Annotated in this window: 19 protein-coding genes and 1 pseudogene; 15 read left to right on the top strand and 5 right to left on the bottom strand. The window is 60.5% G+C overall.

Annotation, left to right across the window (positions count from 1 at the left end; genetic code table 11):
- Positions 1-459: 459 nt before the first annotated feature.
- Both tri1 and ACMGF5_RS21265 read right to left on the bottom strand, forming a co-directional pair.
- The gene (gene tri1 / locus ACMGF5_RS21270) at positions 460-1575 is read right to left on the bottom strand and encodes an ADP-ribosylarginine hydrolase Tri1 (RefSeq protein WP_414157166.1); all 1116 of its coding nucleotides are present in this window, start codon (positions 1573-1575) and stop codon (positions 460-462) included.
- Positions 1572-3059 (bottom strand): DUF6861 domain-containing protein, encoded by a 1488-nt coding sequence (locus ACMGF5_RS21265; protein ID WP_414157165.1) that lies wholly within the window; start codon positions 3057-3059, stop codon positions 1572-1574. Before ACMGF5_RS21265 ends, tri1 begins: the two co-directional genes overlap by 4 nt.
- Positions 3060-3294: 235 nt before the next feature.
- On the opposite strand from ACMGF5_RS21265, the gene ACMGF5_RS21260 reads away from it, so the two are divergent.
- The 4 genes from ACMGF5_RS21260 to ACMGF5_RS21245 all read left to right on the top strand — a co-directional run bounded on the left by ACMGF5_RS21260 (position 3295) and on the right by ACMGF5_RS21245 (position 6054).
- Positions 3295-3495, top strand: a complete 201-nt coding sequence (locus ACMGF5_RS21260) for a hypothetical protein (RefSeq protein WP_414157164.1) — start codon at positions 3295-3297, stop codon at positions 3493-3495.
- Positions 3496-3597: 102 nt separating this feature from the next.
- The gene (locus ACMGF5_RS21255) at positions 3598-4161 is read left to right on the top strand and encodes a hypothetical protein (protein WP_414157163.1); all 564 of its coding nucleotides are present in this window, start codon (positions 3598-3600) and stop codon (positions 4159-4161) included.
- 63 nt (positions 4162-4224) lie between these two features.
- Positions 4225-4455: a hypothetical protein gene (locus tag ACMGF5_RS21250; RefSeq protein WP_414157162.1), complete on the top strand. Its 231-nt coding sequence runs from the start codon at positions 4225-4227 to the stop codon at positions 4453-4455.
- A 1227-nt stretch (positions 4456-5682) separates the two neighbouring features.
- Positions 5683-6054, top strand: coding sequence for a hypothetical protein (locus ACMGF5_RS21245; RefSeq protein ID WP_414157161.1), 372 nt, complete (start codon positions 5683-5685; stop codon positions 6052-6054).
- Positions 6055-6117: 63 nt separating this feature from the next.
- Here the strand turns inward: ACMGF5_RS21245 and ACMGF5_RS21240 are convergent, their stop codons facing one another.
- The 3 genes and pseudogenes from ACMGF5_RS21240 to ACMGF5_RS21230 form a co-directional block, all read right to left on the bottom strand.
- Positions 6118-6426 carry a contractile injection system protein, VgrG/Pvc8 family gene (locus tag ACMGF5_RS21240; RefSeq protein WP_231386201.1) on the bottom strand — a complete coding sequence of 103 codons (309 nt, stop codon included), beginning with the start codon at positions 6424-6426 and terminating at the stop codon, positions 6118-6120.
- A gap of 24 nt (positions 6427-6450) precedes the next feature.
- Positions 6451-7146: a hypothetical protein gene (locus ACMGF5_RS21235; protein WP_174141532.1), complete on the bottom strand. Its 696-nt coding sequence runs from the start codon at positions 7144-7146 to the stop codon at positions 6451-6453.
- Between the two features lie 72 nt (positions 7147-7218).
- A pseudogene (locus ACMGF5_RS21230) lies at positions 7219-7839 on the bottom strand (ADP-ribosylglycohydrolase family protein); the annotation flags it as partial.
- Positions 7840-7969: 130 nt separating this feature from the next.
- Between ACMGF5_RS21230 and ACMGF5_RS21225 the strand changes: the two are divergent.
- The 11 genes from ACMGF5_RS21225 (at position 7970) to icmH (ending at position 21195) form a co-directional block, all read left to right on the top strand.
- Positions 7970-8521: a hypothetical protein gene (locus ACMGF5_RS21225; protein ID WP_414157160.1), complete on the top strand. Its 552-nt coding sequence runs from the start codon at positions 7970-7972 to the stop codon at positions 8519-8521.
- Positions 8522-9574: 1053 nt separating this feature from the next.
- On the top strand, positions 9575-10324 hold the full coding sequence (locus tag ACMGF5_RS21220; protein WP_012314371.1) for a hypothetical protein: 750 nt from the start codon (positions 9575-9577) through the stop codon (positions 10322-10324).
- A 62-nt stretch (positions 10325-10386) separates the two neighbouring features.
- Complete coding sequence (gene tssB, locus ACMGF5_RS21215) at positions 10387-10920, top strand: type VI secretion system contractile sheath small subunit (protein ID WP_012314370.1); 534 nt, start codon at positions 10387-10389, stop codon at positions 10918-10920.
- A gap of 14 nt (positions 10921-10934) precedes the next feature.
- Entirely contained in the window at positions 10935-12437 is a 1503-nt protein-coding gene (gene tssC, locus ACMGF5_RS21210) for a type VI secretion system contractile sheath large subunit (RefSeq protein ID WP_012314369.1), read from the top strand.
- Between the two features lie 26 nt (positions 12438-12463).
- Positions 12464-12946, top strand: coding sequence for a type VI secretion system baseplate subunit TssE (gene tssE / locus ACMGF5_RS21205; protein ID WP_174141530.1), 483 nt, complete (start codon positions 12464-12466; stop codon positions 12944-12946).
- The gene (tssF, locus tag ACMGF5_RS21200; RefSeq protein ID WP_046787630.1) at positions 12946-14766 is read left to right on the top strand and encodes a type VI secretion system baseplate subunit TssF; all 1821 of its coding nucleotides are present in this window, start codon (positions 12946-12948) and stop codon (positions 14764-14766) included. The genes tssE and tssF overlap by 1 nt, the downstream gene beginning before the upstream one ends.
- A complete protein-coding gene (tssG, locus tag ACMGF5_RS21195; RefSeq protein WP_174141529.1) occupies positions 14730-15800 on the top strand; it encodes a type VI secretion system baseplate subunit TssG in 1071 nt (356 codons plus the stop codon). The genes tssF and tssG overlap by 37 nt, the downstream gene beginning before the upstream one ends.
- Positions 15797-18394: a type VI secretion system ATPase TssH gene (gene tssH, locus ACMGF5_RS21190; RefSeq protein ID WP_174141528.1), complete on the top strand. Its 2598-nt coding sequence runs from the start codon at positions 15797-15799 to the stop codon at positions 18392-18394. Before tssG ends, tssH begins: the two co-directional genes overlap by 4 nt.
- Positions 18395-18419: 25 nt before the next feature.
- Positions 18420-19142, top strand: coding sequence for a type VI secretion system lipoprotein TssJ (gene tssJ, locus ACMGF5_RS21185; RefSeq protein WP_161871231.1), 723 nt, complete (start codon positions 18420-18422; stop codon positions 19140-19142).
- On the top strand, positions 19139-20482 hold the full coding sequence (tssK, locus tag ACMGF5_RS21180; RefSeq protein ID WP_174141527.1) for a type VI secretion system baseplate subunit TssK: 1344 nt from the start codon (positions 19139-19141) through the stop codon (positions 20480-20482). Before tssJ ends, tssK begins: the two co-directional genes overlap by 4 nt.
- Entirely contained in the window at positions 20479-21195 is a 717-nt protein-coding gene (gene icmH / locus ACMGF5_RS21175; protein WP_012314362.1) for a type IVB secretion system protein IcmH/DotU, read from the top strand. Before tssK ends, icmH begins: the two co-directional genes overlap by 4 nt.
- Positions 21196-21199: the final 4 nt, after the last annotated feature.

The following is a 21199-nucleotide window of genomic DNA, read 5'->3' as shown; positions in this document are numbered from 1 at the left end:
ACACGGCCAGCACGCACTTGCGATGCTCAGCGACAACTATGTTCATGCGGGGGCGTGAGTCGCGCGCGTCCCGCGGGTTCATGCGACCGTCAGCACCCGGAAAAGTGCCGTGCCGCGTTGCCAGAAACGCGACGCCTGTCACGTTCGGGCACATCGCCGACCAGTAAAGGACAAAGAAAACACCGCCAAAGGCTACCCTGTCAACTTGCTGCGGGCCGCGAAATCCGTGACTTGCATGCAATCAGTGCAATGCCATATAGCCATCATCCACGCAGCTTGCGCTGTTTCTTGCACGCCTGCTGTGCCGGCTTAGGCGGCTACCTGCATGGCTTTGTGCGGTCGTCGCCAAGGCCGTCGATTAGTTCGACTTCAATCACGCATCGCAACTGTTGCGGCATCCGCAGCCGCCAGAAAAAAATGTACCAATTCGTGGCGCAGCTCACATTTTTGCCTGCACTTTCAGCGCTGCCCGTAAAGCAATCCGTCCAGCTCGTCCAATTGCGGCGAAAGCTCGAATAACTTGGCTGCCAATGCCTGGATATGTTGCGACCAGGCAACCTTCTCCACCCACTCCGGCGGCATGCCTGACACGCCGTACAGCGCACCCGCCAGCTGGCCGGCGGTGGCTGCGACACTGTCGGCATCATCGGCAAGATTGGCTGCCATGAGGATCGCGTCCTTGAAGTTGTCGGTGCTCCAAACCGCCCACAATGCGGCTTCCAAGGTGTCGACCACATAGCCGGAGGAGCGGATCTGCCCGCGGCTCTTTTGTTTGTACTCACCCGCATTGATGATCATCGGGCGGGGGCGCAACGACCGCACGGCCGGTGCCAGAGTCTCTTCCTTGTCTGCACCGTTGAGCGCCAGATGAAGTTGCGCAGCAAGCAGCTGGCAGCAGTTCGTTGCCTCGTCGGCATTGTGGGTCACGCTGCTCTGCGTCACACTTTCCCACCAGCTCGCAGACAGCGAGTGCCGTCGGAAGATCGCCGTGGGCGCGAGGCGGATGAGCGAGCCATTGCCTGCAGTGGACGGGTCGTAGTTGCCTTGCCAGGTAATGCCTTCGCGCAGCCAGCCCTCGAGAGCGTTGCGTGTGGCGCTGCCGATGTCGAAACAGCGGCCGTTGGCACTGTTTTCCCCGCGCCGATACCAGCGCACCAGCGCATCCGCATAGGTGGCGTAGTCGAACTTGCCTTGGCTTACATAGGTGTCTGCCAGGCACAAGGCCATGCTGGTGTCATCTGTCCACTCGCCTGCAGCCAGCTTGAACGGCCCACCACCCACCATGTCGTTGACGTGCTCCCTGTCACGCGGCAGGAACTCGAGCGTAGTGCCGACTGCATCGCCAATGGCCAAGCCCAGTAGCGCGCCTTTGGCGCGGTCCAAAGCGTGCTCGGATGTCAACGTGCAGATTCTTGACTGCAGCCAGCGCGGCTTGACCTTCTGCGTCGCAGGCGCATCCGACTGCAGGCTGTAGTCCATCCGCTGCTGCAACTGCCGGGAAGGTTCCGGGTACAGATGCGCATAACGTTGCACGTAGTCGGCCAGCAATGCGTTTGAGCTTCTTAGATCTATCATGGGATTTCTTTGAGAATGAATTGGGTAACGGAGCCATTGTCGACCCTGTCGACAACATTGAAGCGCGTGCCAGGCCCAAACAATACCTCAGCTTCCTTGTGGCCCGAGAGAAAGCTGATGTCTTTGCCAGTGACGCCCTGCACCGTCATCCTCACATGGCCGCTGAAGGCCAGGGCCGGGTCTGCAGATGTGCTCAAGAAAGCTGCATCACTGGTTGGCAGCCCAACCTGCATCCTGGACAGGACATCGCCCGGTAGTGTGGTACCGCGGTAGGTGTCACCCAACACGTAGGATGGCAGCTTCGCAAGGCCGTCGTTCGCATGCGCGACGAACGCTTCCATCTGCGGGCTGAGCGGGGTTTGCCCGCGCAGCGCCGGGTTGATCCACTGGTAACCTTCATTGGTTGTATAACCATGCAACGCGCCGATCTGGTCGTCCGTCAGCATGGCAGAACGCTTGGGGTCAGTGAAGTCGGCAGTACGCCTCCCCGTTGAGATCCAGCGGTCTGCGGTCTGACTCCCCACAGCATCGCGCAAGGACATGACCGCCGGCTTGGCGACGGGCTTGGCCGCAGGTGCTGGTTCCGGGCGACGAACTGGCTCTGGCAGTTCAGGCTTTTTGAGAGGGGTCGGGTCTTTGATCTGCAGGTCCGGATGGGCCAGCAGCCTGGCTTCGTTCTTCGCCAGCCAGGTGCCAAACTGCTTGTTGGCGATATCCGCCTGAAGCCTAGCACTGCGGCTGGCGACGCTCTCCAAGCTGCCCATGATGCCGGCCTTCATCTGCCCACGCAGCAGGTAGGTGACGATGCCTACCAGCAGTAGCAGCACCAACTGTTCCTGGCCACGAGCCAGTTGTCGGGCGGCACGCTCTATGCGCTCCTGGATCAGCGCCGCCGAGCCTCCCGTTGGGTCCAGCCCGGCAGGCTTGACGCCTTCTTCGGCATTCCAGGCGGTGGCGATCCCCTCCTGAAGCGTGGCCAGGCAGGCGGGCAAGCCTTTGATGAAGTACTCGGCGATTGCCGAAAGGCCCAGCGCCAGGAGGATCAGGTTGCCAACTTCCAGGCCGATCCCAGCTCCCGCCACGGCACCAGGCGCCGCACCCACACCAAAGGCCAGGGCACCGATTGCGCCGCCTGCTGCAGAGCCTACTGCAATGCTGCCACCGAGGATCATCGACACGTCCTTCACCAACTGCAGCAGCACTGGCAGGATCTGCTCGATACCGATCGAGGCCCACTTGCGCTTGAGGTCTTCCTGGAAGATCGGATACGACATCGCCAGCGCGTGCTGCACGTTGTCGATGCGGTGGCCACCCATGTAGCCATAGGCCTGGCTGGCGCCAACACTGACGCGTCGGGTGAAGCCATCCCAACTGTCATGGGCGCTCTGCAACCCCTGGTTGATGCTCTGGTTCACCTCACTGAACTTCTGGTCGAGGTTGCGCTCGATGTCGCTCCAGTTGGGGACGTTGGCTAAAAGGTCCATTTTCTACATCACAGTCCTTTGAAGAGTGGCGTGCCTGCCACGTGCCCCGGCAAGCACTGCAGGGGGGGGGCGTAAGTGGAGCCATTGATAGCGTATGGCCGCTATGCAGATGTGTGACCACCGTTCGTGAGATAAATTTCCCGGCTGCGGCATTTTCCGCAGGGAATTGCGATCAGGCAATGATGGCAAATGGTTAGTACTGCATCCAAAGGGTTGAGCATCATGATCATAGGCCATGCAGAACCCTTGGCAAAAAGGACCGTTCTTCACAACCCACGAAGAACTGCAGGCGGCAGCCAGGTCCGGCAAGACCCTTGCCGACAGCTTTGGCTTGCCACTGGGCAGCGAGTCGACTCGGTACACGATTTTCGAATTGGCGCCGCTACAGCCAGCCGAGGTTTTTATGAGTAAAGCTGCTCCCCACCGAGCTGAGTGACGCAATCTCGCGCACGGGCGAGGCGATGCAGTACCTCACCCCAAACCGTGGCGAACGTGGCACTCCGAAATTGATAGGCACGATTTCCAACCAAGGCTGAAAATGAACACCGAAACGCTCACACAGCAGCCACTGAAACTTCGCCTGATCATCGACAGCCTGAAGGCAAAAGCCCCCGCGCCCCTGAAGCTGGGCATCGAACTGGAGCCCTTGCTGAATGCGACTGACCGAGAACTGATACACACCCCGATGGAATGGCGCGACATCCCAGGCCGCTACCTGTTCACCGAAGAAGGGCTGCAGCAGTACACCGAACTTGAGCACGCCTTTGCAGAGTTTCGTATCGAGTTGACGGGTGGCCAGCCCCCTACCCTGCGCCGGCTGAAGGCGAGCATGGTCGTAAAACCAACGGCGGGGCTTAAAGCGGGAATATACTTTACAAACGCTTTCCATATACCCTCTGCAGCACTTTTACTACAAGGGCTAAGTGGCTTGTGGATGAATTCATGTGTTTTTTGCATGAGTGACGCGGGACAGATCAACGACGACTTTCAACGAGATATGCAGGTAGCATGCAAGAAGGCCATCGAGCAATTTCGCCAAGCGCACCCCACCGCTACTGTATGTGGTTTGCCTTGTATTCAGACGCCGATGCGCGGACGCTAGTGCCGGCGCTCAACACGGCCGATCACTTGGCGCGCGTGCAGGCTGAACAGCCTGCTGTGGGGCTTGACTGATTCGATTGCCGATGAAGATTATGAACGCCACCACGCGCGCGTTTTCGAACATTGTGTTGCCGCCTTGAAGCCGCTGACGACGTGCGCATTTGACAACGCCATTTATGTCTTCGCAGTCTCTGACTTTCTCAGTGTGCCGGAAGAAATCACCTGGATTACTCAGCTCAATACGCCTGAGCAAGCCCTCGAATTCAATACGTGGCTCGAGCATATCGAGAAATGAAATGGATGCATTTGACGAGGATACCTACATGGAACTGCCCACATCATTTACCATTCCGATCCCGTGGGTAGCGGTTCGGTGCAACGGCATCGGGCAAAGCATCAAGACAGCCTCCAAAGGCCTACCTCATACGGTTGTCAACAACACTTGGGGCGGTCCAGCAGCCATGGCCGCCTGGGATCCACGCAATGCGCCGTATTCCGTTCTGGGTGGCCGTCTTTGCCTGAGCTACCATCCCTGCCCGACCTCCCGACTTTCAATCTACCAAAATTCTAACAATGACCACACATCCCCCCTATGAATTTCACGAGCGCTCACCCTATATTTTCCGCCTCGTGGCTTTTATTACCTGCCTATTCACTGCCGCTTTAGGCTTCCTTTCGGCCCGCTGGCTTGCAAGCGACATACTGCCGTTATTCGGCAGTCTGTTTACAGATACACCCATTGTAGTCACGCCTTATTTGGGGTTTATGCTCATTGCCATGTGCACCGTTAGCCCCATACTTATCATAACCTCCGCTTACGCATGCTGGCGCGCCAAAAAATTTGACCCGCCCATCAACTCTCGCCTTTACCGATTCCAGTATCAATCTTATAAATTGACACTATGGTCAATGATTTGTATAGCGCCGGCATTGGCGATACTTGTAACGCTAGGTTTATGGGCGAAGGGATACACGCCATGTCAAAAATTGCTGATCTCCGGGTCGGCGTGGAAAGTGTATTGGGTGAACGATGCGCGGTACTGTTTCAAACCTGACTCCTACACTGACGACAACCAACCATGCAAGCGTATCGGGGATAAAAATGTATGCGTACAATTTGAGGATCGGTAACTAATTCTGGAGATGGGCTACGAAGCTCCGGAGGGCTAATGCTCTGCGCAAGAACAGTTCGCGCACCGCATAATCGGGCCGGTACTCGTCATCGCAGGTCGCTGCCAAGCAAAGCGCCGTACTCGTATAGTCGACCCACTCGCCTAGCTTCAGGCGCAATGGCCAAGCGCTGACTCTCGCTGATCTGACCATGATCCTTCCCAAGCTCTGAGCATTGGAAATGAATTCTAACAACCCGACATTTGTCTCTCTTAAATTCAGACTGCTCGCTGCCTTGACACTTTTGCTCTGTGCGACAGTAGGGGTATTCGCTACGTACTGGTTGATTGCACATGTCCTGCCAATATATGGACAAATGTGGCGTCGCGCCTCGGCCATCGAGGTCCCATACATGGCTTTCGGCCTCATCATGGCACCACCTGTTATGCTTGCCTGTACAGTAGCCAGCGCATTCGCCATATGGACAGGCAAACGATTTGATCCACCGGAAAAATCCGCGCTTGCGAAACTTCAGACAGGCCTGATGAAGGCCTCAGTCTATTCACTCATAGGCCTTGCACCACTCACTGCTATCAGCACGACAATTGCACTAAACGCATTAGACTATACAACCTGCCCGCAACTCAGAAAATCGGGATCGGCATGGCAGACCTACTGGATAAACCATCCCGGCTTTTGTTTTAAACCGGACAGCTATACCGAAAATCGATGGCCCTGCAAAAATATAGACGGCAAAAAACTTTGCGTAAACATGGACGAGTAGCGACGGTCTGAGGCCTCGGGCACGATTGCCTGGATGCAGGGCCCGCACTTGCTCTTGGCTTGGCTACCACCGCGCTGGCGTTGGTGGCGTACGGATTGGCATATTACCGGCCCGGCAAAAGTAGCGTGCTGCAATGAATGACCCATCCGCCAGTTCGATCTCAACGGTGGCCGGGACGCCAATGAGGGACTTGAGCTTCACATCGCTCTGATGGCTAAGCAGTGCGAGATCGAACTCATAGAGCTTGGACAAGGCTTCATTACCAGAGAAGTGCTCTAGCAAAAACTCGTCGCTGGCACTATGCGACAATAAGTGGAGTTTGAACAGACGCCTGTTCTGAGGAGCCAGCATGGAAAGGACGTCGGTTAACATTGATTACTCCCTGTAAAAAAATCATCAACGAGTCCTCACTGCAAATAGCCGACCTAGCCAGGACGCGGCGCGCATGCTTTGAAGACCCTCTATATCCATGAAAGTATAACGACGATTCTCCCGCACCTCCCGCGCCTTCAGCTCTTTGAGCGCCGAAATCTTGTCACGATTATAAAAAATCATAAATAGGGAAATAAAAACAAATGCATAGACCAATCCGGTCATAGGTACATCATTAATTTTCATCAAGGGGTAAGCCAGTCCACTCAACGCAGCCGATACTCCCGCCTGCCACCATTGAACACTTTGCGGCGGTTCGTTGGACTCGACGCGATTACCCTTGAATTGCAACACGCTACTCTTGCTACGCCAGTAATATGCCAATCCGTACGCCACCAGCGCCAGCACGACGGGAGCCAAACCAAGAACAAGCGAAGTCGCTGCATCCAACTTCATTTTTTTGTAGGCAATGGCAACCATCGTCACCGTTGCGAAAAACGGAGCAATTGCCAAATTATAGAACAGGCGAAGGTTAGCGTAATTAACGAAGCGCTCGGTACGATAAGCACACTCAACACACCATAAAGTCATCAATACGACTGCGATAGCCGCTGGAATAGTAAGTAGTTTTGGTCCTACGCCAGCGAGAAATACGGAGAGCATAACCATCAAAAACCAAGCAGCCCAAATCTTGGTAAAAAAACGTTCAGTAGTAAACATAATTCTATTCTTTGCCCGTCAGGAAATTGCCGAGGTCGGTCCCACAACCCGCTGCATCGTCACTCATAAACAAGTCGCCGAGAGCGAGTGGCGCCGAAAAATGGCAGTGGGCGCAAGCCTGATCAACGAACCGTTGCCAGCAGCCGAGGGCTCGGCATTCCCTTGCCAAGCAAGCCCCTCAGTTTCCCACCCTTCGAGCGCGCGCCGAGTGACATTGCCGATGTCGAAACAGCGCCCATTGACGCTGTTCTCGCCCTGGCGATACCAACGCACCAGTGCGTCTGCAAAAGTCGCGAAATCGAACCTGCCCTTGGCCTCGTAAGTATCCGCCAGGCACAGCGCCATGCTGGTATCGTCGGTCCACTGGCCGGGCGCCAGACGGAATGGGCCACCACCGACCATGTCTGTAACCTGGCCCTGACCGCGGCGCTGAAACTCCAGTGTGGTCCCCACCGCATCACCGATTGCCAGGCCCAGCAGTGCGCCCTGTGCGCGGTCGAGTGCTTGTTCGCGTGAAAGCGTGCAAGGCCTGTCGCTAAGCCAGGCTGGCTTGATGCGTGGCAATATGGGCGCGTCTGGATCGTATATGTACTCCATGCGCTGCTGTAACTGGGGGGATACGTCGGGGACCAGGTCGATGTAGCGCTGGGCGTATTCGCTCAGGACTGCGTCCGGACTTCTCAGGTCGATCATGCTGGCTCCTTGCAAAGGCTTGCTCTCATCCATCGGCCCATTTTGCTGACCTGGTCAGCCCCTGACAACAGCTCCAGACAGGATCTGGCATAATCAACGATCAAGCACAGCAAGGAACGCTGACGTCATCATGAAATCTCATCCCGAACTCCATGTCAGATCCCCGCTGCTCTTTCGCTGCGTGGCCATCGGCTTTGCGCTGTGCATGCTAGCGGTGTGCGCACTTGCGTTCTACGTACTGTGGGCCGAACTGCTGCCGCTGTATGGCCGCCTCTACAGAAATGCACCCGTTGTGGAAACGCCGCTCATGAGTTTTTTCGTACTCGCGGCGATTCCGGAGACGCCCTACTCGCTCGTTGTCTGCGCCTTCGCGGCATGGACCGGCCAGAAATTCGACCCGCCCAAAAAGTCCAGGCTTCACACGTTCGAAATCCGGTCGTTGCAGTTGATGTTCGCGATAATGTGCTGCGCTGCCCCGGCCATGATCATTGCGACCACGGCCACACTCTCTGCGAAGGGCTACTGGTCTTGCCCAAAGCTCCGTATTTCAGGCTCCGCATGGCAGATGTTCTGGGTGAACGATGAGCGCATATGCTTTACGCCCGATTCCTACATCAACGACCATTGGCCATGCAAAGTTGTCGGGAACAAGACTATTTGCGTCCAGGTGGACGGTAGGTAGCAACGCCCCAACCTGCCGCCGAACGACACGATCGAGGGGGATGGCACCGGCTTTGCCGGTGATCGCAGCGGACCCGCTCTCACAGGAATTGGGTTAACTTTTAGAAATTGGGTAAGACAGTTGCTCCCATATGGATTGCGCCGGCTTTTAGAAACTGGGCAAGACGGTTGCTTACACAGGTAAAGCGCAGGGCTGAAGAACTGCGCGGCCGCGGTGGGAGCCGGCTTGCCGGCGATGGGCTGCGCAGCAGCCCCATAGCGGAGCTGTAATAGCCCGAGCGCGCTCGACGGGACCAGCGAGCATCTGGGGCCGCTTTGCGGCCCATCGCCGGCAAACCGGCTCCCACAGGGATCGCGCCAGCTTTTAGAGGTTGAGCAAGACAGTTGCTCCCACAGGGGTGTGGACTGCCCTTGGATAAATCTCATCAATACTGGAAAAGCGCCAGGCAAGCGGTGCCACAATCGTCGGCGCTGATGACGCACAAGCGGTTGCGACCAGCGTGCCAATAGCGGCCTGAGTCAAATATCCAAAGCCTACACCTCCCTCCCTGTGGGCCGGCTTGCCGGCGATCACGGGCGCAGCCCGTGCCAGTCATCCTGTCGAACACGCAGCTCAAATATGCCGGCTCTTGGATCATAAAAACCTCGCCACCGCCTGCTACATGCGGCGTATTCCGTCGCATTGCCATCATTGGAAGGCCCGCCGTAAAGCCCTTGCATCACCGCCCGACCCAACCAGAAATGCGACCTGCTTCACCTTTTGAAAAATATTTTCCAACCTCTTTTTCAGCTGTTTTCCCACGCTTCAAACCCCTTCCCCACGGGCCCAAGCCCTGATTTTACGCACCCAAAACCCCTGGCCAATATCAATACGACATCATTGCGCCGCGTCACAAACAGGGAAAAAATCGCTGCCCCGGCGGGAACTTCTCCTACAGCAGGGTGCCCTACACGGCATTACTGGCAACACGATATTCATGTGCCAGTACCGAGTTTCCAGTCCACGCCAGCGGCGTATCAGGACGATTCAAAAAGGCTCATGGACGATGTACCGATGACACAGACGTTTGATGTCGAAGCACTGATCAAGCTGCGTAGCCAAACGCGGGCAATCTCCGATGCGCTCAAGGCGCAGGCGGCCGATTACCTCGCCACCGCGGCGCCGCTGATCCGTCCGCAAACGCTGTTCGGTGAATACCTGCAGGGGGCGCAACGCAGCAGCGGGCGCGAAACCCAGGGCCACTTCCAGTCGCTTATCGAACTCTACGAGCGCATCGGCTCGGCCGCGCCCTTCCAGCTGGTCAGCGAGCTGGAAGTGCCGCTCAACCTCATCAGCACCACCCCCGAACTGTTCCCCCTGGAATACGACAAGGCCCTGGTCCCCAGCGGCCAGGTCATCCGCATCACCAGCCCGGTGCGCTGGGTCGTGGGTTTTCAGGGCTTTGAGCTGGCGCGCTTTCGCAATGTCATCCACGACCCCAACCGCAGCAGCGCCGAGCTGTACCGCTTCGTGGTGCACTATCTGGTGCTGTTCTACTGCCTGAGCAAGTCGCCTGGCCTTGGCCGCCTGTTCGAAGGCCTGCGCTTTGGCTTGAGCTTCGAACGCCTCAAGGGCATGGGTGACCTGCCCTTCTGCGTCATCAGCTCGCCGGTGCGTTCGGAACTTCCCGACGATTCGGTCATCCGTAGCAGCACGCAAATTGCCGGCAACACCAGTTTCGAAGAGCTGGTGGGCCGCGACAACATTCTGGAAATGAACGACGAAATCCGTCAGCGCCTGCTGCTGACGATCGAAGGACTGTAACGCGCAGGCCCCCGCCGGGCCGCGCCATGATTCGCAGCGAATTGCTCGCACTGGAGAACACGATGGCGAAGAAGGAAAGTACCCAGCACAAACTCGACCGCGTTCGCGCGCCGCGGGTTCACATCACTTACGACGTGGACATCGGTGATGCGATCGAGAAAAAGGAGCTGCCCTTTGTCGTTGGCGTGCTGGGCGATTTTTCCGGCAACCCGCTGGAGCCCTTGCCCAAGCTCAAGGACCGCAAGTTCGTCTTCATCGACCGCGACAATTTCAACGGCGTGCTCAAAGGCATCAAGCCGCGCCTGACCTACCGCGTCGACAACACCCTGGCCAAAAACGGCACCCAGCTGGGCGTGGAGCTGAACTTCAACAGCATGGAAGACTTCGAGCCACAGAACGTGGTGAAGCAAGTCGAGCCGCTGCGCAAGCTCTTGGAAGTGCGCAACAAGCTGGCCGACCTGCGTAACAAGATGGGCGGCAACGACAAGCTCGAAGAGCTGCTGATGGACGTGCTGCAGAACACCGAGAAGCTGAAAACCCTGGGCAAGGAATTCGGTCGCGAAGCCGCCGTACCCGCCGCCGATGGCAAAGAGTAAGCAGGAGCCAGACGATGACCGACAAGCAAACACTGCCACAACAGGACACCGACCTGGTCGAGGTGGAAACCTTCGCCCCGCAGGCCTCGCTGCTCGACAGCATCATTTCGCAAAGCCGTGTGGCCCGCTCCGACACCGAGCGCAACCGCACCCGTGACCTGATCGGAGAGCTGGTCAACCAGGTGCTCGAGGGCGAGATGACCCCGAGCAAGGACCTGATCGCCGTGCTCGACGCGCGCATCGCCGAGATCGACTCGATGCTCTCCGAGCAGATGAACGAGATCATGCACGCCCGCGAATTCCAGCAGCTGGAAGCCTCGTGGCGCGGCCTGAAGTACCAGGTCGACCAGACCGAAACCAGCACCACGCTGAAGATCCACCTGCTCAACGCCTCGAAGAAGGACTTGGTGCGCGACCTCAAGGCCGCCAGCGAATTCGACCAGAGCGCGCTGTTCAAGAAGGTATACGAAGAAGAGTACGGCACCTTCGGTGGCGCCCCGTTCGGCATGCTGATCGGTGACTACGAATTCAACCGCAACCCCGAAGACATGTACCTGCTCGAAGAGATCTCGCACGTGGCCGCCGCGGCCCATGCGCCATTCATTTCGGCCGCATCGCCCGAGCTGTTTGGCTGGGACTCGTTCACCGACATGTCCGGCCCGCGTGACCTGGCGAAAATCTTCGACACGGTCGAATACGCCAAGTGGAAGTCGTTCCGCGCCTCGGAGGACTCGCGCTATGTCGGCCTGACCCTGCCGCACGTGCTCGGCCGCCTGCCATATGGCCCTGATACCACCCCGGTGGAAGAATTCAACTTCGTCGAAAGCGTCGACGGCCGTGACCACAACAAGTACCTGTGGATGAACGCCGCCTACGCCCTGGGCACCCGCGTCACCGATGCCTTCTCGCGTTACGGCTGGTGCGTGGCCATCCGCGGTGTCGAAGGTGGCGGCCTGGTAGAAGGCCTGCCAACCCACACCTTCAAGACCGATGACGGCGAAATTGCCCTCAAATGCCCAACTGAGATCGCCATCACCGACCGCCGTGAAAAAGAGCTGTCGGACCTTGGCTTCATCCCGCTGGTGCACTGCAAAGGCACCGACTACGCCGCGTTCTTCGGCACCCAGTCGGCGCAGAAGCAGAAGCAGTACAACACCGACATCGCCAATGCCAACGCACGCCTGTCGGCGCAGCTGCAGTACATCTTCGCCACCTCGCGCATTGCCCACTACATGAAGGCGATCATGCGCGACAAGATTGGCAGCTTCGCCTCGCGCATGGACGTCGAGCGTTTCCTAAACCAGTGGCTGGCCAGCTATGTGCTGCTTGACGACACTGCCAGCCAGGAAGCCAAGGCCAAGTTCCCGCTGCGCGAAGCCCGTGCCGAAGTGTTCGAGGTGCCAGGCAAGCCAGGTGTGTACAAGGCCGTGACCTACCTGCGCCCGCACTACCAGCTCGACGAACTGACCGCTTCGCTGCGCCTGGTCGCAGAGCTGCCGCAAGGCGCTCGCGGCTGACCGGCCTGCGTGTTCAAGGATGACACATGAGTAATCAGGCCCGCCTGCTGCCCTCGCTGCTCGACCGGCTGCTGGACGACCGTCCGTTTCAGTCGGCCGAGCCGGCTGTGCAGCGCAGCTGCTCGCTGGCCGAATACAAGGCCAGCATCGTGCGCGACCTCGAGGTGCTGGTGAATACCCGCCAGTCCCTGGTCGCCGAGCAGATCGAAGGTTTCAGCCAGCTCGGTGGCTCCATCCTTGAATACGGCATGCCCGACTTCATCAGCCGCAGCGTGCTCGACCCGCACGACCGGCGGCTGATCCAGCAACAGCTGGAGCGCGCGATCAGTACCGGCGACCGGCGTTTTCGCCGGGTGCGCGTACAGCTGCTGGCCCAGCAGAACGGCCATCGCATGTTGACCTTCCGCGTGGACGCCGTGTTGCGTCTGCAGGACATCAGCCGCCAGGTGTCGTTTGACGCCGTGCTGCAGGTCAACACCCAGGAATACAAAGTGCAGAACCTCAACTGATGCTCGACGAACTGCTGCCCTACTACGAAAAGGAACTGTCGCACCTGCGCTTCCTCGGCCAGGAGTTTGCTGCGCAGTACCCGAAAATTGCCTCGCGGCTACTGATCGAGGGCGACAACTGTGAGGACCCGCATACCGAGCGCCTGATCGAGGCGTTCTCGTTCCTCTCGGCGCGGGTGCACAAAAAGCTCGATGACGAGTTCCCGGAGATTGTCGAGTCGTTCCTTGAGGTGCTGTACCCGCACTACCTGCGCCCTACCCCGTCGATGTCGATCGCCGAGCTCAGCCTTGGCAAGCAGGAGAAGGTCACCGAAGCCTACCGCGTGGCGCGGCACACCGAGATGCACGCCAATGCCGTTGAAGGCGTGGTGTGCAAGTTCCGCACCTGCTACCCGGTGGAGCTGTGGCCGGTTGCCGTGCAGCAGGCCTCGTTCACCGAGATGGAACGCTCGGCCTTCAACGGCCACAGCGCCGATCTGGTGGCGCGCTTGCGCATCCGCCTGCAAGCCACCGGCGACGCCTTGTTCGGCCAGATGGAGCTTGACCGCCTGCGCTTCTTCCTCGACGGCGAAGCAACGCTGATGCACCAGCTCTACGAGCTGCTGTTCAACAACCTCGCCAAGGCCACACTCAGCTTCCAGGACGAAGGCCGCAGCCGTGAAGTCGCACTGCCCGCCGACGCCCTGAAAGCGGTGGGTTATGCCCGCGACGAAGGCCTGGTGGATTACTCCGAGCGCTCGTTCCTCGGTTACCGCCTGCTGCACGAGTACTTCACGTTCCCTGACAAATTCATGTTCTTCGACCTCTCAGGTTTTGCCCGCATCCTGCAGGGCAAGGCCATCGAGCAGGTCGAGATCAACTTCTACTTCAACGATTACGACCTCAGCGAGCGCCTGGCGCGGCTGGCCCAGAACATCGGGCGCAACAATTTCAAGCTCAACTGCACGCCGATCATCAACCTGTTCCGCCAGCAGGCCGAGCCGATCAAGCTCACCCACACCCAGCACGAATACCCGGTCACCCCGGACATTCGCCTGCACAACGCGGCGGAAGTGGTGTCGATCGACCGGGTGCGGCGCGTGCGCAAGCTCGGTGGCATCGACCACGTCGGCACCTGCCAGCCGTTCTTCGAGCCGCGTGGCGAGCAAGACCCGCACAACAGCTTCTGGATTGCCCGCCGGCGCAACCAGGGCGATGCCACGGCGATGAGCATCCGCGTGGTCGACCGCGACCTGGAGTTGATCGACGGCACCAGCGACACCCTGAGCATCAGCCTGACCTGCAGCAACCGTGATGTACCCCTGCTGCTGCCGTTCGGTGGCGAGCGCGGTGATTTCAACATCCCGGCCAACTCGGTGATCAAAGACATCCGCTGCCTGCGCAAGCCCACCGCCACGGTGCGCGTCCCGCTGGGCAAAGGCCTGATCTGGCGGCTGATCGCGCACCTGTCGCTCAACCACCTGTCGCTGGTGAGCCAGGGCCGCGAAGTGCTGCTCGAGCTGCTGTCGCTTTACAACTACCGCAACGTCTCGGCCATCCGCAAACAGATCAACGGCATCAAGGCAATCAGCAGCGAGCCGGTGGTAGCGCGCATCGGCCATCCGCGGCCGAATTTCGTGCGCGGCGTGGGCATCACCCTGACCTTCGACGAAAGTCAGTTCACCGGTAGCGGCGTGTTCCTGTTCGCCATGGTGCTGGACCACTTCTTTGGCCAGTACTGCTCGATGAACAGCTTCACCCAACTGACCCTGCGTACCCAACAACGAGAAAAGAGAGTCGTCCAATGGCCAGCACGTACTGGCGATCAGCCCCTGGTCTGATCGATCAAGCCAGAGCCGAGCCGCACCGATTCGAATTCTTTCAATTGGTGCGCCTGCTTCGCCTGCACTACAGCCGCACCGGGCGCATGGACCTGGCAACCCGGCCGCACGAAGACCCGCTGCGTTTCCGCACTCAGCTGTCGCTGGCGTTTCCGGCCAGCGAGGTCAGCGACCTGCAGTTCGAGCGTGAGGGCAAGGTGTCGACGGCAGGCCTGCCGCTGTCGGAAGTCCAGGTCACTTTCATGGGCCTGGTGGGCCCGTCGGGCGTATTGCCTCGCCCGTACACCGAGCTGCTGCTCGAGCGCCACGTGCAGTACCGCGACGATGCCGCCCATGCGTTTCTCGACATCTTCTCGCACCGCATGACCACGCTGTTCTACGAAGCCTGGCAGAAGTACAAATTCCATATCGAGCACGAGCGCAACGGTACCTCGGGCTTCGATGGCTACCTGCTCAACCTGGTCGGCCTGGGCCCGCGCGCCCAGCAGCTGAAGTTCGAACGCCAGCAACCGGTGCTGCGCCGCGAGCTGTTCAGCTACTTTGCCGGGCTGCTCAGCCAGAAGCCACGCAACGCGCTGAACCTGGAGCGGATGCTCGGCTTCTATTTCTCCCTGCCGATCAAGGTCAGGCAGTTCGCCGGCCGTTGGTTGAACCTGCAGCCCGAACAGTGCACCCAGCTGGGCCGCAAGAACGCCCAGCTCGGCATCAGCGCCGTGGCCGGCAACCGCGTGTGGGACTACCAGTCGTGCATCCGTATCGAGCTCGGCCCCTTGGCGTTGGCCGATTACCGGCGGTTCCAGCCTGGCACCGACGACTACCGCAAGCTGGTCGAGCTGGTGCGCTTCTATGTAGGCGCCGAGCTCGATTTCGAAATCGCCCCGCTGCTCAAACGCGAGGCCGTGCCCCGTGCCCAACTGGGCCGCAGCGGCAATGTCGCGCTGGGCTGGCTGGGCTGGCTCAAACGCCCTGGCCGTGACGCGGAGCCTTCGCGTTGCGCCGTCTTCCACATTCCTTACGATGGGGTCGCCTTGTGAACCTGAAGTCTCTGTTCGCCAAGCTTAACGAAACCAGCCGCACGGCCACTGAAAGCGCGGCGGCCCTGTGCCTGTCGGAGCACCACTACGACGTCGAGGTGGAACACCTGCTGCTGCAGTTGCTGGACAACAGCGACAGTGACCTGCCGCTGATCCTGCGCCACTACGACGTGGTCGCCGAGCGCCTGCAGGCGCAACTGGTGACCGCCCTGGGTACCTTCAAGAAGGGCAACACCCGCACCCCGGCGCTGTCCCCGCACATCACCCGCATGATCGAGCAGGCCTGGGTACTGGCCTCGATCGAGTATGGTGTGGGCCAGGTGCGCAGTGCGCACCTGTTGCAAGCATTGCTCGATGACGCCGAACTGCGCCGGGTGGTCATCGCCTCCGCACCGGAGCTTGAGAAGATCAACGCCGACGACCTGCGCCTGAACCTCAGCGCACTGGTCGAAGGCAGTGCCGAATCCCGGCTCGCCAGCCCTTTGGCCAGCCCCTCGGCGCCAGTGGCAGGCACCGGCAAGGTTGGCGGCAAGACCCCGGCCCTGGACCAGTACACCGTCAACCTCACCCAAAGCGCCCGGGACGGCCGGATCGACCCGGTGCTTGGCCGCGAGTTCGAAGTGCGGCAGATGGTCGACATCCTCACCCGTCGCCGCCAGAACAACCCGATCCTCACCGGCGAAGCCGGCGTCGGCAAGACCGCAGTGGTCGAAGGCCTGGCCTTGCGCATCGCCCAGGGCGATGTGCCGGCCCCACTCAAGGACGTCGCCGTGCACACCCTCGACCTGGGCCTGCTGCAGGCCGGTGCCGGGGTCAAGGGCGAGTTCGAAAACCGCCTCAAAGCGGTGATCGAAGAGGTCAAGCGCAGCCTGCACCCGATCATCCTGTTCATCGACGAAGCCCACACCCTGATCGGCTCTGGTGGTCAGGCCGGGCAGAACGATGCCGCCAACCTGCTCAAGCCAGCCCTGGCCCGTGGCGAGCTGCGCACCATCGCTGCCACCACCTGGGCCGAATACAAGAAGTACTTCGAAAAAGACGCCGCCCTCGCCCGTCGCTTCCAGGTAGTCAAGGTCGAAGAGCCTGACGAAGACAAGGCCATCCACATGCTGCGCGGCCTGCTCGGCAAGATGCGCGAGCACCACAAGGTGGCGGTGATGGACGAAGCACTGGTACAGGCCGTGCGCCTGTCCAACCGCTACATCACCGGCCGCCAGCTGCCCGACAAGGCGGTCAGCGTGCTCGATACCGCCTGCGCACGCATCGCCCTGGCGCAGTCGTCACAACCCGGCGCGCTGGAAGACTGCCGCCGCCATATCGACAACCTGCAGGCCGAAATCGCCGTGCTCGACCACGAAGCCGGCAAGGGCCACGACCATGCCCGGCGCCTGGCCGAGCTGCAGGCCGCCCTGCAGGCCGAGCAGGAGCACGAACAGCGCCTGAGCGCCCAGTGGCAGCAGGAGCTGGGCCTGGTCGAGCAACTCAAAGCCCTGGACAGCGCCAAGGACACCGACGCCGCCCAGCTCAACGCCCTGCGCGCCGAGCTGAGCAATGTGCAGGGCGACCAGCCCTTGGTCCACGCCTTGGTCGATGCCGGCGCCATCGCCCAGGTGATCAGCGGCTGGACCGGTATCCCGCTGGGCAAGATGCTGCGTGACGAGATCGACACCGTGCAGCGCCTGCCTGCGCTGCTCGGTGAACGCGTGCTGGGCCAGGACCACGCACTGCACGAAATCGGCAAGCGCATCAAGATTTCCCGCGCCCGCATGGAAGACCCGAACAAACCGATCGGCGTGTTCCTGCTGCTGGGCCCCAGCGGCGTCGGCAAGACCGAAACCGCGCTGGCGTTGGCCGACACCCTGTACGGCGGTGAGCGCAACCTGATCACCATCAACATGTCCGAGTACCAAGAGGCCCACACCGTGTCGAGCCTCAAAGGCTCGCCACCCGGCTACGTCGGTTACGGCGAAGGCGGCGTGCTGACCGAGGCCGTGCGCCGCAAGCCCTACAGCGTGGTGCTGCTCGACGAGGTGGAGAAGGCCCACCCCGACGTGCTCGAGCTGTTCTTCCAGGTGTTCGACAAAGGCGTGCTGGACGATGGCGAAGGCCGCGAGATCAACTTCCGCAACACGGTGATCATCCTCACGTCCAACACCGGCACCGAGCGCATCATGCAGACCTGCCTGAATGCCCAGACGCTGCCCACCCCCGAGGCCATCGTCGAAGGCCTGCGCGACGAGCTGAACCACGTCTTCAAACCGGCCTTCCTCGGCCGCCTGAACATCGTGCCGTTCTACCCGGTGCAGGACCAGATCCTCGAGCGCATCGTTGCCCTCAAGCTCGCGCGTATCGCCAAACGTTTCGCCCGCAACCACCAGGCTGAGCTGAGCTACGACGACGCCCTGGTCAAGGCCATCGCGGCACGTTGCACCGAGGTCGACAGCGGCGCACGCAACATCGACAACATCCTGTCACGCACCCTGATGCCCGAGCTTGCCCAGCACGTTCTCGAGCGCATGGCCCAGGACGCGCCGATCGAGCGCTTGACGATCGAGCTGGGCAGCGATGGCGATTTCGCCTATCGCCTGGCCTGAACGAGTACCCGGAGGTTTGCCAGTCATGTACCACACACACACTGCCCTGAAGCGCCTGACCGTCGCAGCCCTGCTGCTGGCACTGGCCGGTTGCGGCGTCACCGACCGTATCGGCAAGCGCATGGAAGACAGCTGGGCGGCCGACATGCTGGCCGACAGCGAGAAGGTCATCCTGACCTCCGACGGCGGTAACCAGCTCAACCCCGACGCCGAGGGCAAGCCGTTGTCGGTGGTGATGCGCGTGTACCAGCTGACCGACCTCGAGCGCTTTGCAGCCACCGACGCCGAGACGCTTTGGGACGCACCGGAGAAAGCCCTGGGCAACACGCTGGTCGAAGCCCGCGAGCTGACCCTGCTGCCGGGTATCGGCCAGACCGACCAGTGGCCGCTGGCCAAGACCGCCCGCTATGTCGGCGTGGCAGCGTTCTTCCGCAATGAGCAGGATGCCCGCTGGAAGGTCGCATTCGATGCCGAGTCGCTGCGCAAGGACGGTATCTGGTTCTCGTCCGATGGCCTGCGGGTACTGGTGGACAACACCGAAATCAGCGCCCTGCGTGGCGTCGATGTGCTGAACAAGCCGCCCACCGCCGACCAGTTGGCTGCTGCGCAAAAGGCCGACGATGCGCCGCCTGCCCTCACCGACAAAGTGCAGGACGCCGTGATCGAAAAGGCCACCGACGCTGCGGGTAAATCGGCCAGCAACGCCATGGATTCAACCTTCAACTCTTTAGTGGACAGCGTCAAATGAGCAAGCAGAGCCGGGTGATGTGGTCGGAAGGCATGTTCCTGCTGCCCCAGCACTTCCAATACCAGGATGAGTTCCACCAGCACCAGCTGGCCGAGGCCACCCTGCGCGGCACCCCGTTCCATTGGGGCGTGCAGGCGCTGCAGGTGGACGAAGATGCCCTGGCCAACGGTTCGCTGCAGCTCAAGCGCCTGAAACTGGTGTTTCCGGACGGCAGCCTGTACGACGCGCCGCAGCACGACCCGCTGCCGGCCGCGCGCGACCTCAAGGACCTGCTCAAGGCCAACGACCTGAAGGTTTACGCCGCACTCAAGCTGCCCGAGCCCTTCGGCCTGAACTATGTCGAAGATGGCCAGGAGCACAAGGCGGCGCGGCGCTTTCGCAAGCAGTTCGACACCCTGCCGGACCTTAACGAAGGTGAACTGGAAAACGAAATCACCAGCCTGCGCCTGAATGTGGTGCTGCTGGTCGATGGCGACAGCCTCGATGGCTACAGCCATTGCCCGTTGGCCAAACTCACCCGCAACAGCATGGGCGGCTTCAACCTGGACCCGCACTTCGTCCACCCCACCCTGCACCTGGGCAGCCACGAGACCCTGGCCGGCATCGGCAAGCGCCTGCTCGGTGCCCTGCAGGCCAAGAGCAAGGCGTTGTCGGGCCGGCGCCGTGAGCGCGCCGACCAGATCGCCGAATTCGGCTCCAGCGACGTCACACTGTTCTGGTTGCTGAACACGGTCAACCGTGCGCACCCGCAACTGGCCCACCTGCTGGCCCACCCGCGGCTGCACCCCGAGCGCCTGTACCTGTTCCTGGCCGACCTTGCCGGCGGGCTGTTGACGTTCACCCTCGACACCCAGCTTAGTGATGTCCCCGAATACGATCACCACGACCCGGCGGCATCACTGGTCAAACTGGACGAGATGATCCGGGTGATGCTCGACAATGTCGTGCCCAACCAGTGCATCGTCATCAACCTCACCCAGACCAAGCCGTCGTACTGGCAGGGGCAACTGCGCGACCCGCGCCTGGTCGAGGCCGACTTCTATATCTCGGTACACGCCGACATGCCCGGTGCCAGCCTGCTGGAGCTGGTGCCACGGGCGTTCAAGGTGGGCTCGCCGGAAGACATCGAAGTGGTGGTCAACAGCGCCATGCCCGGCGTCACCCTCAACCATGCTGCGCGGTTGCCCAACGCCATTCCGGTACGCCTGGACAACCAGTACTTCGCCATCGAGCCGCATGGCCATGTCTACGAGCGAATGATGAACGCCCAGACCATCTGCTTCTATGCGCCCAGCGCCTTTACCAACCTCAAGCTTGAACTGATGGCGGTGCTCAAATGACCGAAGCCGTATTGCAACAGGGCGCCGTTGCGCCCGCCAGCGACAAACCGACCCTCAAGGGCCTGGTACAGGACTTCATCAGCATGGCGCTGATTGTCCGCCGTGGCCGCCAGGTCACGTCAGTACAAGCCTTCGAAGCCAGCGTCGACCGCTTCTTCGCCAACCTGGAGCGCGATGCCCGCGCCGCCAACTACAGCGTCGAGCAGGTCAAGGACACCCAATACGCCCTATGCGCGTTCCTCGACGAAAGCGTGCTGCGCTCCGGCGACAACGAACTGCGCGGGCACTTCGAGCTGCAACCGCTGCAGTTCCGCTACTTTGGCGTGCACCTGGCCGGTGAAGGCTTCTTCGAGAAGGTCGAAGCGTTGCGCGCCGACGTCAAACAGAACCTCGATGTGCTGGAGGTCTACCACCTGTGCCTGGCGCTGGGTTTCGAGGGCAAGTTCAGCCTCGGCCAGAAAGACCAGCTGCGCTACCTGGCCAACGCCCTGGGCCAGGACATCGCGCGCTACCGCAAACCACCCAAAACCCTCTCGCCGGACTGGGCCCTGCCCGACCAGGTGTCGCAGATGCTGCGCCACGAAGTACCGCTGTGGGTGTACCTGGTGTTGATTGCGCTGGTCTGTGTCGCGGTGTACCTGACGCTCGACTGGTTGCTGGACAAGGATGTCGCCGCCCTTTCCGAACAAATCCGCCAGCTGTTCAGTGCCTGAGCAC

It is taken from the genome of Pseudomonas sp. BNK-15 (assembly GCF_047456105.1).
Lineage (GTDB): Bacteria > Pseudomonadota > Gammaproteobacteria > Pseudomonadales > Pseudomonadaceae > Aquipseudomonas > Aquipseudomonas putida_E.
The sequence above is the reverse complement of the archived record's forward strand: the minus strand, read 5'-3'. Positions and strand labels throughout refer to the sequence as shown.

Excerpts from the sequence above, each read along its gene's own strand:
- tssG (WP_174141529.1), top strand. The coding sequence starts at position 14,730 with ATGGCCAGCACGTACTGGCGATCAGCCCCTGGTCTGATCGATCAAGCC.
- ACMGF5_RS21255 (WP_414157163.1), top strand. The coding sequence starts at position 3,598 with ATGAACACCGAAACGCTCACACAGCAGCCACTGAAACTTCGCCTGATC.
- ACMGF5_RS21235 (WP_174141532.1), bottom strand. The coding sequence starts at position 7,146 with ATGTTTACTACTGAACGTTTTTTTACCAAGATTTGGGCTGCTTGGTTT.
- tssC (WP_012314369.1), top strand. The coding sequence starts at position 10,935 with ATGACCGACAAGCAAACACTGCCACAACAGGACACCGACCTGGTCGAG.
- tri1 (WP_414157166.1), bottom strand. The coding sequence starts at position 1,575 with ATGATAGATCTAAGAAGCTCAAACGCATTGCTGGCCGACTACGTGCAA.
- icmH (WP_012314362.1), top strand. The coding sequence starts at position 20,479 with ATGACCGAAGCCGTATTGCAACAGGGCGCCGTTGCGCCCGCCAGCGAC.
- ACMGF5_RS21240 (WP_231386201.1), bottom strand. The coding sequence starts at position 6,426 with ATGTTAACCGACGTCCTTTCCATGCTGGCTCCTCAGAACAGGCGTCTG.
- ACMGF5_RS21225 (WP_414157160.1), top strand. The coding sequence starts at position 7,970 with ATGAAATCTCATCCCGAACTCCATGTCAGATCCCCGCTGCTCTTTCGC.
- ACMGF5_RS21220 (WP_012314371.1), top strand. The coding sequence starts at position 9,575 with ATGACACAGACGTTTGATGTCGAAGCACTGATCAAGCTGCGTAGCCAA.
- tssK (WP_174141527.1), top strand. The coding sequence starts at position 19,139 with ATGAGCAAGCAGAGCCGGGTGATGTGGTCGGAAGGCATGTTCCTGCTG.
- tssJ (WP_161871231.1), top strand. The coding sequence starts at position 18,420 with ATGTACCACACACACACTGCCCTGAAGCGCCTGACCGTCGCAGCCCTG.
- ACMGF5_RS21260 (WP_414157164.1), top strand. The coding sequence starts at position 3,295 with ATGCAGAACCCTTGGCAAAAAGGACCGTTCTTCACAACCCACGAAGAA.
- tssE (WP_174141530.1), top strand. The coding sequence starts at position 12,464 with ATGAGTAATCAGGCCCGCCTGCTGCCCTCGCTGCTCGACCGGCTGCTG.
- ACMGF5_RS21245 (WP_414157161.1), top strand. The coding sequence starts at position 5,683 with ATGGCTTTCGGCCTCATCATGGCACCACCTGTTATGCTTGCCTGTACA.
- tssB (WP_012314370.1), top strand. The coding sequence starts at position 10,387 with ATGGCGAAGAAGGAAAGTACCCAGCACAAACTCGACCGCGTTCGCGCG.
- tssF (WP_046787630.1), top strand. The coding sequence starts at position 12,946 with ATGCTCGACGAACTGCTGCCCTACTACGAAAAGGAACTGTCGCACCTG.
- ACMGF5_RS21265 (WP_414157165.1), bottom strand. The coding sequence starts at position 3,059 with ATGGACCTTTTAGCCAACGTCCCCAACTGGAGCGACATCGAGCGCAAC.